Annotated in this window: 11 protein-coding genes and 1 pseudogene; 4 read left to right on the forward strand and 8 right to left on the reverse strand. The window is 74.3% G+C overall.

Translation table 11 applies throughout. The features are described from left to right. Positions 1–317: 317 nt before the first annotated feature. From EDD40_RS39670 to EDD40_RS39680, 3 genes are read right to left on the reverse strand one after another with little or no spacing between them, the layout of a single operon-like run. Positions 318–1,241 carry a hypothetical protein gene (locus EDD40_RS39670; protein ID WP_123747436.1) on the reverse strand — a complete coding sequence of 308 codons (924 nt, stop codon included), beginning with the start codon at positions 1,239–1,241 and terminating at the stop codon, positions 318–320. After that, positions 1,238–1,576 carry a PadR family transcriptional regulator gene (locus EDD40_RS39675; protein ID WP_123747437.1) on the reverse strand — a complete coding sequence of 113 codons (339 nt, stop codon included), beginning with the start codon at positions 1,574–1,576 and terminating at the stop codon, positions 1,238–1,240. The genes EDD40_RS39670 and EDD40_RS39675 overlap by 4 nt, the downstream gene beginning before the upstream one ends. A 26-nt stretch (positions 1,577–1,602) precedes the next feature. Then, positions 1,603–2,196 (reverse strand): VOC family protein, encoded by a 594-nt coding sequence (locus EDD40_RS39680; RefSeq protein ID WP_170185375.1) that lies wholly within the window; start codon positions 2,194–2,196, stop codon positions 1,603–1,605. 98 nt (positions 2,197–2,294) lie between these two features. Here EDD40_RS39680 and EDD40_RS39685 point away from each other — a divergent pair, with 98 nt between their 5' ends. Beyond that, entirely contained in the window at positions 2,295–3,353 is a 1,059-nt protein-coding gene (locus EDD40_RS39685; protein WP_123747438.1) for a LacI family DNA-binding transcriptional regulator, read from the forward strand. A gap of 291 nt (positions 3,354–3,644) precedes the next feature. Here EDD40_RS39685 and EDD40_RS39690 read toward each other — a convergent pair whose 3' ends face one another. Then, positions 3,645–5,069: a WGR domain-containing protein gene (locus EDD40_RS39690; RefSeq protein ID WP_123747439.1), complete on the reverse strand. Its 1,425-nt coding sequence runs from the start codon at positions 5,067–5,069 to the stop codon at positions 3,645–3,647. A gap of 186 nt (positions 5,070–5,255) precedes the next feature. On the opposite strand from EDD40_RS39690, the gene EDD40_RS39695 reads away from it, so the two are divergent. Beyond that, the gene (locus EDD40_RS39695; protein WP_123747440.1) at positions 5,256–5,840 is read left to right on the forward strand and encodes a hypothetical protein; all 585 of its coding nucleotides are present in this window, start codon (positions 5,256–5,258) and stop codon (positions 5,838–5,840) included. A 10-nt stretch (positions 5,841–5,850) separates the two neighbouring features. Here EDD40_RS39695 and EDD40_RS39700 read toward each other — a convergent pair whose 3' ends face one another. The 3 genes from EDD40_RS39700 to EDD40_RS39710 form a co-directional block, all read right to left on the reverse strand. Then, positions 5,851–6,438: a M15 family metallopeptidase gene (locus EDD40_RS39700; protein WP_123747441.1), complete on the reverse strand. Its 588-nt coding sequence runs from the start codon at positions 6,436–6,438 to the stop codon at positions 5,851–5,853. A 106-nt stretch (positions 6,439–6,544) separates the two neighbouring features. After that, the gene (locus EDD40_RS39705) at positions 6,545–7,966 is read right to left on the reverse strand and encodes a sensor histidine kinase (RefSeq protein WP_246038224.1); all 1,422 of its coding nucleotides are present in this window, start codon (positions 7,964–7,966) and stop codon (positions 6,545–6,547) included. Then, positions 7,963–8,655 (reverse strand): response regulator transcription factor, encoded by a 693-nt coding sequence (locus EDD40_RS39710; RefSeq protein ID WP_123748632.1) that lies wholly within the window; start codon positions 8,653–8,655, stop codon positions 7,963–7,965. Before EDD40_RS39710 ends, EDD40_RS39705 begins: the two co-directional genes overlap by 4 nt. Before the next feature lie 298 nt (positions 8,656–8,953). On the opposite strand from EDD40_RS39710, the gene EDD40_RS39715 reads away from it, so the two are divergent. After that, a complete protein-coding gene (locus EDD40_RS39715) occupies positions 8,954–10,081 on the forward strand; it encodes a transcription termination factor Rho, short form (RefSeq protein ID WP_342777810.1) in 1,128 nt (375 codons plus the stop codon). Positions 10,082–10,102: 21 nt separating this feature from the next. Here the strand turns inward: EDD40_RS39715 and EDD40_RS39720 are convergent, their stop codons facing one another. Then, positions 10,103–11,005 (reverse strand): DMT family transporter, encoded by a 903-nt coding sequence (locus EDD40_RS39720; protein ID WP_170185376.1) that lies wholly within the window; start codon positions 11,003–11,005, stop codon positions 10,103–10,105. Positions 11,006–11,078: 73 nt separating this feature from the next. Here EDD40_RS39720 and EDD40_RS39725 point away from each other — a divergent pair. Further along, positions 11,079–11,991: pseudogene (locus EDD40_RS39725) on the forward strand (LysR substrate-binding domain-containing protein). Positions 11,992–12,069 lie beyond the last annotated feature (78 nt).

Consider the following 12,069-nt stretch of genomic DNA (forward strand, 5'->3'; position numbering starts at 1 on the left):
CGTCCTGTGCACCGAGCGTAAGCGCCGGTCGCGGGGGCGGCAATCGCGGTCGGGGCGCTCCGGGAGCGCCCCGAGGTCGATCAGTCGGCCCTGGGCCGGCCCGTCCGGGGCGCCGAACCGGACACCGCGTCACCGGTTCCGGTGACATCGTCCTGACCGTGGGGTGAACGGGGCGTCGGAGGCCACGCGTCGTGCACGGGACGTTCGGCACCGGGGGTACGTGCCGTCACGTCGGGGTGGTTCGGAAGACCACCCTACGGAGTGAATTCTGGGGGGACGGGCGCCCGGCCGCAGCCGGGCGCCCTCGCTCCGGACGGTCAGGTGATCGGTCGGTCGGGACGCCTGCGCACGCGGCGCGGCAGGCCGCCCAGCGCCAGCAGCGCCACGACCGGCAGGCCGTAGAACACGGCCACCTCCAAGGAGGTCGGCATGCGCAACGACAGGAGCAACTGCGCGAAGCCCAGCGCCGTGGTCACCGTCGGCAGCAGCAGGATCAACGCGGCCCGGCGGCCGACGCGCGACCGCCGCCCGCAGGCGACCAGGGTGCCGACGACGACCACTGCGAGCCCGAGCAACTCGGCCGGCGCCACGCCGTGGCCGAAGACGCCCAGCACCACGGTCACGCCGACCGTCGCGGCCATCACGGGGACCGCCCGGCCGCCGGCCAGTTCCCGACCGCGCGCCGGCCCCGGCGACCACGTCAGCGCGACCGCGGTCAGCAGACCCACCAGGATCCACCCCGCGTCCATCCCGCTCCACCAGTGCTGGTGCGGGAGGAACACCGCGACCAGCACGGAGCAGACCACGGCCGCCCACGCGACCACCGCACCGGCCCGTGACCGCCCGAGCAGGACGAGGGCGGCCACCACGGCCCAGAGGCCCCACACCGGCGCGTCCGGGAACTGCGTGGCCCAGGGCATGTCCCCCAGGCTGTCCGCCTTCACGAACCACGCGACCTCGTGCACGCCGGTCGTCGCGCCGGCCAGCAGTGACACGGGGGCGAGCAGGCTGACGACCGCGAGCACGTCCCGGGCGTCGACGCCGCCGTCGGCCGCCACCACCCGCCGCAGGTGCAGCCGCACGGCGGCCCACAGCAGGTCGGCGTGCTCACGCGGGCTCGGCCGGGTCCGACCGCCGGCCCCCGCCATCAGCACCGCCAGCATCTCCTCGCCGTGGCGGGCGCGGTGATCGCGCGGGTACAACCCCAACAACCGCCGGTAACGCCGTTCCAGCCCGCTCACGCCGTGCCTCCCGCCGGTCGGAGCCGCAGGCGTCGCTGCGCGGCTCGGGTCTGCGCCCGCAACCTCAGCACCTCGACCTCCAGCCTGGCCGCCCCCTCGTCGGTCAGCCGGTAGTAGCGGCGGAGCCTGCCGTCGACGACCTGCTCCCGGTCGACCGCCACCCAGCCGTCCGCGGCCAACCGGTCCAGCGCGGTGTACAGCGTGCCCGCGCGCAGCTTGACCCGACCACCGGAGATCTCCTCGACGTCGAGCAGGATGCCGTAGCCGTGCTGCGCCCGCGCGGCCAACGCCGTGAGGATCAGGAACGTCGGCTCCCTCAAGGGACCGTCTCTCATGTGATCGGTATATACCGATCGTCGGACTATGGCAAGGGTGGCGGTCGGGTGAGCCGGTCGCCGCCGAGCGTCAGCCGGTGCGAGCCGGCGCCGTCGGGCGTGACGCCGACGTCCTTGGCCGGCGCGCGACACCGGTACAGCGCCAGCTTGACGGGACCCGACGCGGTGGTGGCGGACTCGACGTACACGCGGCCGAAGCTCTTGCCGACGGCGAGCCCCCGCCCGGTGCAGAACCGCTTGCTCGCGGCGACGTCCGCGACTCCCGGCAGCAGCACGACCTCGTCGATCCGCCGGTCCGCCGGCCCGGTGTCCTTCTTGGCCGAGGTCGCGACCTTCCAGATCGCGCCGTCCGGCGCCTGCACGACGGCCCCGTAGCCCCACAGCGACCTGGCGGCGGGCTTGAGCGTGGTGGCGCCGGCTTCGAGAGCGGTCGCGACGAGGCTGTCGACGGTGGCCGGCCGGGACACCGTGAGCGCCGGCGCGTAGCCGCGGAAACCGGTCGTCGGCGCCTCGGAGGTCCGCAGGCGGAGCTGGTCGGTCAAGCCGAACGCGTCGGCGCAGAAGTGGCGGGCGGCCGCGGTGTCGGCCACGTCCAGGGTGACGGATTCGATGTTCGCCATGCCGACGACGCCAGGTCGGCCCCCGTGCCCGGTGCTTCTCGATTCCTGATCGGTCTGCGCGACCGGGGCCGTCCCGGACCGGCCGTTAGACTCGCGGCATGGCTTCGACGCGTGACCAGGCCCCCGGCGCGGCCGGCGGCGCCGGGATCACCATCGCGCGGATCGCCGAGCTGGCGGGCGTGTCGGCGGCGACGGTGTCCAAGGTGGTCAACGGGCACGTCGAGGTCGCCGCGGAGACGCGCGCCCTGGTGGAGGGCCTGCTCCGCGAGCAGGGGTACCGGCGGCAGAAGAAGGTGAGCAAGGCGCCGCTGGTCGAGGTCCTGTTCCACGAGCTGGCCGGCACCTACCCCGTCGAGGTGATCAAGGGGGTCGAACGGGTCGTCACCGACCACGGGCTGACGATCGGGCTGACCGAGCTGCACGGCACGCACACCCCCGGCCGGAGCTGGATCGACGGGGTGCTGGCGCGGCGGCCGACCGGGGTCGTCGCCGTCTTCTCCGGTCCCACGCCCGAGCAGCACGAGCAGCTGCGCAGCCGTGACATCCCCGTGGTGCTGGTCGACCCGACCGGTGAGCCCGGGCACGACGTGCCGTCGGTGGGCGCGGACAACTGGAGCGGCGGCCTGGCGGGGACCCGTCACCTGCTGGACCTCGGCCACCGGCGCATCGCGGTGATCACGGGCGCGCCGCAGATGCTGTCCGGCCGGGCCAGGCTCGACGGCTACCGGGCGGCCATGGACGCGGCCGGTGTGCCGGTGGACCCGGAGCTGGTCCGCGAGGGCTACTTCCAGATCGCCGACGGCCTGGAGCACACCCGGGAGCTGCTGCGCCTGCCGGACCCGCCGACCGCTGTGGTCACCGGCAACGACGGCGAGGCGCTGGGTGTGTACCAGGCCGTCTACGAGGCGGGGTTGCGCATCCCCGACGACCTGAGCGTGGTCGGTTTCGACGACCTGCCGCCCGCGCAGTGGATGATCCCCACGTTGACCACCGTCCGGCAGCCGTTGAGCGACATGGCGGCCACCGCCACCGGCATGGTGATCGACCTGGCGAACGGCAGACCCCTGTCGCAGCACCGGCTGGTCCTGTCCACCGAGCTGGTCGTGCGCGCCAGCACGGCCGCCCCGCGTCGAGGACCCCTCAGCCTTCGGTCATGACCGCTCGGTGAGCCTCGCTCCGTCGACCCGGCCGACGGAGCGGGAACAGGCCGGGGTGCAGTGCGGCCGGAAGACCGTGGAGCACAACAGGAACACCGCGCCGGTCACGAACGGCTGCCACCGCGTCGGAAGCCGGTGGCGCCGCGGGCGGCGGGCCTGACCGGGCGACCGGTGCCCGGGTGGCGTGCGGACCGTCGGCGGGTCGACCCGGGTGGTGCGGTCCTCGCGCGAGGTGAGCGCCCGCTCGATCAGCCGTTCGACCTGGTCCGGCCGCAGCCGCGGCGCCGGTGCTCACCGCAGGCGCTTGATCTCGCCGCGCGTGCGGTAGAACGACCCGCCGGCCGACGTGACCACTTCGGTGACCAGGTACCGGGCGCCGGGCACGCGGATGTTCTTGGGGAACTGCACGCCCCACGTCCGGTCGTAGCCCTCCGAGACGACGTGCACCCGGACCCGACCGCCGACCTGCACGCACTCGACCACGACGCCGTCGCCCGGTTCGACGTCCGACACGACCTCGACCTCCGCGGTCGCCTCGACGCGGTCGATGGCGCCCGCCTTGATGTCCTGGCGCTGCGGCAACCGGCCCTGCTCGGCCGCGCGCACGGCGTCCACGCCGGCGTCGAGGCACGCGAGCGAGCCGTCCGTGGTCACCAGGTAGAGCCGCTCGTCGCGGTACTGCATGGAGAACGCGGAACCGCACCCCGTGGCGAGCTTCCACAGCCGGGTGCCGTCGGCGGCGAAGCAGTACACCGAGGACTGGTTGTCGCCCGCGAAGACGAACTCGCCGTCGGGTGACGTCGCGCAGGAGAACACCGCCGCGTCGCAGCGGTACTCGCCGGTCTGGCGCCCGTCGGCCTTGGCGAACCGGTGCACGCGGCCGCGGCTGGTGCCGGCGAAGACCTCGTCGCGCTCCTGCCAGCCGAACAGCACCCCGCCTACGGTGTCCGCGTGCCACGCCCGGTTCCCGCGCCCGGTGTAGTGGGTGACGCCCCGGGAATGGCCGTGGAACACGCCTTCCGGCGAGCAGCGGACCATCCAGGCGCTGTCGCCGGTGGCCGGCACCGACCACTGGAACTCGTCCTCGTGGTCCACCACGGTCACCCCGCCCTGCCGGTCGGACACGCCGAGCACGCCGTCGTGGATGTCGAGCCAGTAGATGTCGACGTCGTCGGCGATCTCGTAGGCCACCCGCGGCACCTTGGCGCCGAGGTCGTACACCTGGCCGTCGTCGCACCCCGCGTAGATCCAGAAGTCGTCGGCCACGATGCACTTCACCGCGTCGGGCAGGCCGAAGCGCCCGGTGACCCGGCCGTCGTGGGTGAGGGTGTAGACGTCGCCCTTCTCGTTGCCGACCCAGGCGTGGTCCTCGCCGATGAAGATGCCGAACGCCGGCGCCCCGGAGGCGAAGCGCCACAGCACCGGCGCCTGGGTGGCGGTGGAGCGGGTGCTGACGATCTGCCGCCTGCTCACCGACCGGCGCTGGCGCATCCCCCTGACGGCGGGCGCATAGCCCTTGCGCACCTTCTCGCCGATCTTCTTCTCGGCGGCCTTGAGCGCCTTGGTGTGGTCGGCGAAGGTCGCGCTCCTGACCTGCCCCTGTTCCCCGATCCGCCCGTAGGTGATGGTGACCTCGGTGTCGTCGACCCGCACTTCGTAGAACTTGTGCGCGCCACCATCGGCCTCGGACAGCTCCAGGTACGTCGTGGCAGACATGCGTTCGCTCCTTCATCACGTGATCTTCGGCCACGCTATCGAGGGGCACCGACAATTCGCGCGGAGGCCGTCGCGACGCCGGTCGGACGCCGGCCGGACGCGGGGACGGATCGGCAGTCCACGACCCTGGCCGACGCCATCGGCTACCCGCGCCGGCCGGACGCGGCCGGTCTCGCCAGGGCCGCGTTGGCCACACCGCTCGGCGGGTCGCCCGGCTTCAGCGTGCTGCCGGCCGAGGACCTGGCCCACGAGGGGCCCGAGGACCCGATGGCGCGCCTGGTCTGGCGGATCCACCGCGACGCGCACGACTCCGAGTGGCAGAAGACCCCGGCGTTCGACGCCTGCTACGAGGTCGACTTCGACCACTGCGGCGCGGTGGCCGAGCCGTCACGGGTCACCTGCCCGGAGGACGCCACCCCGGTCACGCCACCGCCGCTGCCGAAGCGGGGCATCCCGTCGGACTTCGCGCCGGCCCGGGGAACCGCCCTCGGCGCGCTGCCCGGGACACCCGGCGACGCCGTGGCCGCCGCTCTGCCCGCGCCGCGGGTGGACCCGGCGACCGGCCTCGCGAGCATCCCGCCCCGAGTACTCGTGCACGTCCGAGGCGGCGATGTCGGTGTGGCGCTGTCCGCGAACACCGGCGGCGACGGCAAGGACTGCGTGATGGGGCGGCGCGTGGGCGGCGAGGTCCGGGTGTGGCCGCTCGACCGGCGCGACCCGGGGCCGGTGGAGAAGCCGTGCACCGCCGAAGCCGCGCCGGCGACCTCGTGACGGCGACCGCTCAGCCGGCCGCGTCGTCGCGCGGCGCCGGGCACTCGCCCCCCGGGGTGGTCGAGAGCTCGAAGTGCCACATCTCGTTGGCGTAGGTCTGGCACAGGCCGTGGTCCGAGCCGTTGCGGATGAGCCAGTCGGCGGCGTCGGTCGGGCCGATGTCGACGGCCTTGCCGGTCACGTGCGCGGACTTCTCCGGCGTGCTGACCAACCGCCGAGCCTCCTCCAGGCTCCCGTGCGCGGCCACGGCCTCGTCGAGGAGGCGTTGCTGGTACGCCTTGCTCCGCCACCCCGAGGTCACCCGCAGCTCGACACCGGCCGCCCGCGCGTCCGCCGCCGCTCTCCGCACCGCCGCCAGCAGGTCCGGGTCCAGCCCGGAGATGGCGGGGTGGCCGGAGTCGTCGGGGGAGATGCTGGTGTGGTCGGGGATGCTGCCGTCCTCGACCGCACGGCTCTTGGCGTGCCCGGCCGGGCCGGCCGGGGCGCCCGGCGAGCACGCCGACAGGGCCAGCACGAACCCGCAGACCACCGCCGCCGAGATCCGCCGACCCGATCGCCGGTCACCGTCCACACGTGCGCGCGCCCATGGGCAGACCATGTTTCTTCCTCGCTGGTAGTGCCGGATCGGACGTGTCCGACACTGCCCGCGCGATGTCCCCGGCCGGTGCGCGTTGTGTGCGCGTTGTGTGACAGCGGCCCGCCGATCAGTCGACGCGCGGCGGTTCGCCTCGCGGCACGGTGAGGGTGAACACCGCGCCGTCGACGTCCAGGCGGCCACCGTGCAGGCGGGCGTTCTCCCGCGCGATGGCCAGCCCGAGGCCGCTGCCCTCCGTGCGGCTGCGGGCGCGGTCGCCGCGCACGAAGCGGTCGAACACGACCGGGGCCAGCTCGGCGGGCAGGCCGGGTCCGGAGTCGGCGACGGCCACCCGCACCAGGTCGGGAGCCGTGCCGTCGACGGTCACCGCGACCGGCGGTTCGCCGTGCCGGACGGCGTTGGTCACGAGGTTGCGCACGATCGTGTGCAGGCGGCGGGGATCGGCGAACAGGGTGACGTCCCCGGTGCTCCGGACGGTGACGTCCGCGTCCGGCGCGCTCACCTGGACGGCGTCCTCGACCAGCGCCTCGAGGTCGACGGCCTCGGGTCGCAGCTCGGCGGCGCCCGCGTCGAACCGGGACACCTCCAGCAGGTCCTCGACCAGCGCGCCGAGCCGCCGCGCCTGGCTCGCGAGCAGTTCGGCGGACCGGGCGCGGTCCTCGGCGTCCGGGCTGCGCAGACCGTCGGCGGCCGCGACCATCGACGCGACCGGTGTGCGCAGGTCGTGCGCGACGTCGGCGACGAACCGCCGTTGCTGCTGGTCCTTGAGCCGCAGTTGCTCGATGGACTCGCCGAGCCGCTGCGCCATCGCGTTGAACGACCCGGCGAGGTCGGCCAGCTCGTCACGACCCCGCACCGGCAGCCTGGTGTCCAGCGCGCCGTCGCCGAAGCGGCGGGCGGCGAGCGCCGCGGTGCGCACCCGGCGCCGCACGCCCCGTGCCGCCAGGACGCCCAGCGCGCCGCCGAGCAGCGCGATCACCGCCGCCACGACCGCGAGCCGGTCGCGCAGGGCGGACAGCTCCCGGTCGATGCCGCGCGCGTGGTAGAACTCGGCGAGCAGCAAGCCCGGTTCGACCTCGCCGACGATGACGAGCTGCGGGCCGTCCGGGGTGTCCGCGGTGTAGCGCACCGAGCGCCCGCCCCGCCGTGCCTCGTCCACCCGGGACACGGGCAGCTGCCCGGCGAACGACCCGCCCGTGCCGGCGACCGGGACGTACCTGCCGTCCGCGGCGGTGGACACGGGGCCGGACGTCGGCGTGAAGTTGACCAGCGCCCACGTCAGGCCCAGCCGGGCGCCCATGTACTCGGCCACACCGCCCACCGCGGACTCGAACGCGGTGCTGCGGACCAGGAACTGGTGCGCCTGCTGGGTGTCGGAGTCGAACGCGGCCTGAGCCGAGGCGGTGAACCGCTCCTGGGCGGAGCCGGCCTGGAGCTGGTAGGTCGTCAACGCCATGGCGGCGGTCGTGACGAGGCTGACGGCCGCGACGGTCAGCACGATGGCGGCCCGCAGACCCGGCCGCCACCTCACGGCTTGACCAGGCGGTAGCCGAACCCCCGGACGGTGCGCAGCAGCACGGGGTTGGCCGGTTCGGGCTCGATCTTCGCGCGCAGGCGGGCCACGGCGGCGTCGACCAGCCGCGAGTCGCCGGCGAAACCGTAGTCCCACACCCGCTTGAGCAGCGCCTGCCTGCTCAGCACCTGGCCCGGGTGCTCGGCGAACTCGACCAGCAGGCGCAGCTCGGTCGACGTGAGGCCCAGCTCGACGCCGTCGCGGGTCACCACCATGGCGGCGGTGTCGAGCTCGAGGTCGCCGATGGTGTGCACGTGCGGCGTCGGCGGTCGATGCGCGGGCGCGGAGCGGCGCAGGACCGCCTTCACCCTGGCGTCGAGCACCCTCGGCTCGACCGGCTTCACGACGTAGTCGTCGGCGCCGCCCTCCAAACCGACCACGACGTCCACCGCGTCGCCACGCGCGGTCAACAGGATCACCGGCACGGTGTCCCGGGCGCGCAGGCGGCGGCACACCTCGAACCCGTCCACCCCGGGCAGCATCACGTCCAGCAGCACCAGGTCGGTGGGCGCGCGCCGCTCGGCCAGCAGCTCCAACGCCCGTTCGCCGCTGCCGGCCACCACCACCTCGTGCCCGAGGCCCCGCAACGCCCGCGCGAGCGCCTCCGCCAACGCCGCGTCGTCCTCCACGAGCAACAACCGCGACACCGCCGGCACTCCTCGCCCTCGACCAGACCTCGCCGCACAACGGTATACCAGCGACTACGCCGAACAGCCCACCGTCGCCGGGCCGGAGCGGGGCGACGCTTGCGCGTGGTCCGGACCGACGGCTATGCTGCGTGACATCTAGTTCTCGCGGACGCAGGTGGCCTCAGCCCCTCCCGCGGATTCTCTTCAGACCCGGACTGCGGTCGGACGTGGCCGTGCGGCCTTCCCCGACCTGGCAGCGGGTTCCCGACGCGGTGCCGCCGCGTCGTCCACCATTCCCGCGATCAGGGAGAAACCCTTGAACCACAACGATCCTTCCCGCACCCGCCTCACCTCCGGCGTCCTCGACGTCGTGGACCGCCGGGCCGTGCTGCGCACCGACGGCTACCTGCCGGGACCGGACGACGCCACCGTCGCGGCGCACCTCGTCGCCGAGCACGGGCTGCGGCGCGGTGACGAGGTGCACGGCCGCGTCGCACCACCGGCACGGGACGGCAGGTCGCCGTCGCTGGTCACGGTGGAGGCCGTCAACGGCGCGCACCCGCGCCACTCCCGGTCCCGGCCGGTGTTCACCGACCTGGTGCCCGCCCACCCGCGGGAGCGGCTGCGGCTGGAGACCGAGGCGCACGAGCTGACCACGCGGGTGGTCGACCTGGTGATGCCCATCGGCAAGGGGCAGCGCGCGTTGGTCGTCGCGCCGCCCAAAGCCGGCAAGACCACCGTCCTGCGGGCCATCGCGCACGGCATCGCCAAGAACCACCCGGAGTGCCACCTGATGCTCGTCCTGGTCGGCGAACGTCCGGAGGAGGTCACCGACCTCGCGCGAGCCGTGCCGGCCGAGGTCGTCGCCGCCACGTTCGACCACCCGCCGCGTGACCACGCGGCGCTCGCCGAGCTGGCCGTCGAACGCGCGAAACGCCTGGTCGAGCTGGGCCGGGACGTGGTGGTCCTGCTGGACTCCGCGACCAGGCTCGGCCGTGCCCACAACCTCGCCGCGCCGGTGTCCGGCCGGACCCTGTCCGGAGGTGTGGACGCCGGCGCCCTCGCCGGGCCCAAGCGGTTCCTGGGGGCCGCGCGCGCCGTCGAGGACGGCGGCTCGCTGACGATCATCGCCTCCGCGCTGGTCGACACCGGCTCCGCGGGCGACGCGCTGCTCTTCGAGGAGTACAAGGGCACCGGCAACGCCGAACTCCGGCTGGACCGCAAGGCCGCCGCCCGACGCGTGTTCCCCGCCGTGGACGTCACCCAGTCCGGCACGCGCCGCGACGACCTGCTGCTCACCCCCCGCGAAGCGACGGCGACCCGCCTGCTGCGCCGGGTCCTCGCCGGCAAGGAGGACGCGATCGACGTGCTCCTCGACGGCCTGCGCAAGACCCGCGACAACGCCGAGTTCCTCGTCCGCCTCACGAACACCACGCCACGCTGACGCCCCGTGCCCCGGCTGCGGTCAGCGGCGCGACCCGACGCTGACGAAGGCGACCGCGCCGAGCACCACCAGGCACCCGGCCAGCTGCGGCGCGCTCGGCCGCTCGTGCAGCAGCACGACACCCATCAGGATCGCGCCGACCGGCTGCAGCAGCATCATCGTCGCGCCCGTCGCACTCGACAGGCGGGGCAGCGCCGTGGAGATCAGCAACCAGCCCGCGATCTGGCCGATCAGCGCCAACGCGAGCAGCCAGCCCAGCACGGGCCACCCCGGCGACAGGTCGAGCCGGTCCGTCGGCACGCCGATCGCCACCGCCACCGCCCCCGCCGACACCGTGGCGAGGAACAACGTGTGGTCGCGGGCGCCGGGTCCGGTGCTGCGGCGCATCAGCACCAGGTAGGCGGCGAACCCCACGCCCGCGCCCAAGGCCAGCACCGCGCCCAGGGCCGGGTCGGGGCCGAACGCCGGCGTGCCCGCCAGACCGCCCGCGAGCACGATCCCGCCCAGCAGCACCGGAGCGGCCCACAAGAAGCGGTTCGACGGCCGTTCCCGGAACACCAGGTACGCCACCGCGGGCACGATCACCACCTGCACGGACAGCAGCACCGTCGCGATGCCCGCGCCGACCAGCGCGATCGCGTCACCCCACAGCACGAAGTCCACGCCGAGCCCGACACCCGCCAGCAGCGGCAGCACCAACCGCCGCCGCGCCGTGCCACGCCGCCGTTCCCACCACACCAGCGCGCCCAGCACCGGAAGCGAGAACAGGCACCGCCAGAACGCGCTGGTGCTGCCGCTGGCGCCGGACACCTTGATGAACACCGAGGACAGCGCGATGCAGAGGCTGCCCGCCATCGCGAGCAGCACCGGGTTCACCCGCGTCCCGGGCGGCACGGTCGCCGGACGGTCTTCGGTCGTGGTCACCCGTCCACCCTGCGACCACCAACCATCAAGGACAAGCGAATTGTCGTCAGCGGAACTCGGTAGCATCTCTACCGTGTTCGGTCTGGAGCGGATGCGTGCCCTGCACGCCGTGGCGACCCACGGGACGGTCGCGGCGGCGGCGACGGCGCTGCACGTCACCCCGTCCGGGGTGTCCCAGCAGCTGGCGAAGCTGGAGCGGGAAGCCGGGCAGCGGCTGCTGGAGCCGCACGGCCGCACCGTCCGCCTCACCACCGCCGGGCACGTGCTGGCGGGCCACGCCGCCACCATCCTGGCCCAGCTCGACAAGGCGCGGTCGGACCTGGAGCTGCTGCGCGAAGACCTCACCGGCCCCCTGCGCATCGGCGCCATCCCCACCACCGTGCACGCCCTGCTGCCGCCCGTGCTGGCGGCGTTGCGCGCGCAGCACCCCGGCCTGGAGGTGACGCTGCACGAGGGCGAGGCCGAGGAGACCATGCCGCTGGTGGTCGACGGCAGGCTCGACGTGGCGGTCCTGGAGAGCTGGGCGCACCGCCCCGTCACCGTGCCGCCGTCGACGTCGCGGACCACGCTGCTGTCCGACGTGGCGGACCTGGCACTGCCGGCGGGCCACCGCCTGGCGCACCGCAAGGCCGTCGACCTGGCCGAGGTGAACGACCTGCCGTGGATCGCCTGGAGCGCGGGCTCGGGCTGCCACGACTGGCTCGTGCACGTGCTGCGGCAGCAGGGCATGAGCGCCCGGATCACCTGCACCGTCGGCAGCTACCCGACCCAGCTGGCCCTGGTCGCGGGCAACGTGGGCGCGGCCGTGATCCCGCGCCTCGGTCGCGACTCCGTGCCCGACGGCGTGCGGCTGCTCACCACCAGGCCGGCGCTGAACCGCACCATCTACGCGATCAACCGCGCCGAGGACGACGACCGGGGGCGCGATCAGGGCGTGCGTGGACGCCCTGACGGCGGCGGCGACCGGGTTCCACCACCTCGTCTGACCACGGGACGCGAGCTCCCGCCCCCGCCCCGACCGCTCGCCGGTCGGGACAGGGGCGGGAGCACCCGGCGGTGGCCGG

The sequence above is a fragment of the Saccharothrix texasensis genome (assembly GCF_003752005.1).
In the GTDB taxonomy this organism is placed as follows: domain Bacteria; phylum Actinomycetota; class Actinomycetes; order Mycobacteriales; family Pseudonocardiaceae; genus Actinosynnema; species Actinosynnema texasense.

Excerpts from the sequence above, each read along its gene's own strand:
- EDD40_RS39675 (WP_123747437.1), bottom strand. The coding sequence starts at position 1,576 with ATGAGAGACGGTCCCTTGAGGGAGCCGACGTTCCTGATCCTCACGGCG.
- EDD40_RS39680 (WP_170185375.1), bottom strand. The coding sequence starts at position 2,196 with ATGGCGAACATCGAATCCGTCACCCTGGACGTGGCCGACACCGCGGCC.
- EDD40_RS39685 (WP_123747438.1), top strand. The coding sequence starts at position 2,295 with ATGGCTTCGACGCGTGACCAGGCCCCCGGCGCGGCCGGCGGCGCCGGG.
- EDD40_RS39690 (WP_123747439.1), bottom strand. The coding sequence starts at position 5,069 with ATGTCTGCCACGACGTACCTGGAGCTGTCCGAGGCCGATGGTGGCGCG.
- EDD40_RS39700 (WP_123747441.1), bottom strand. The coding sequence starts at position 6,438 with ATGGTCTGCCCATGGGCGCGCGCACGTGTGGACGGTGACCGGCGATCG.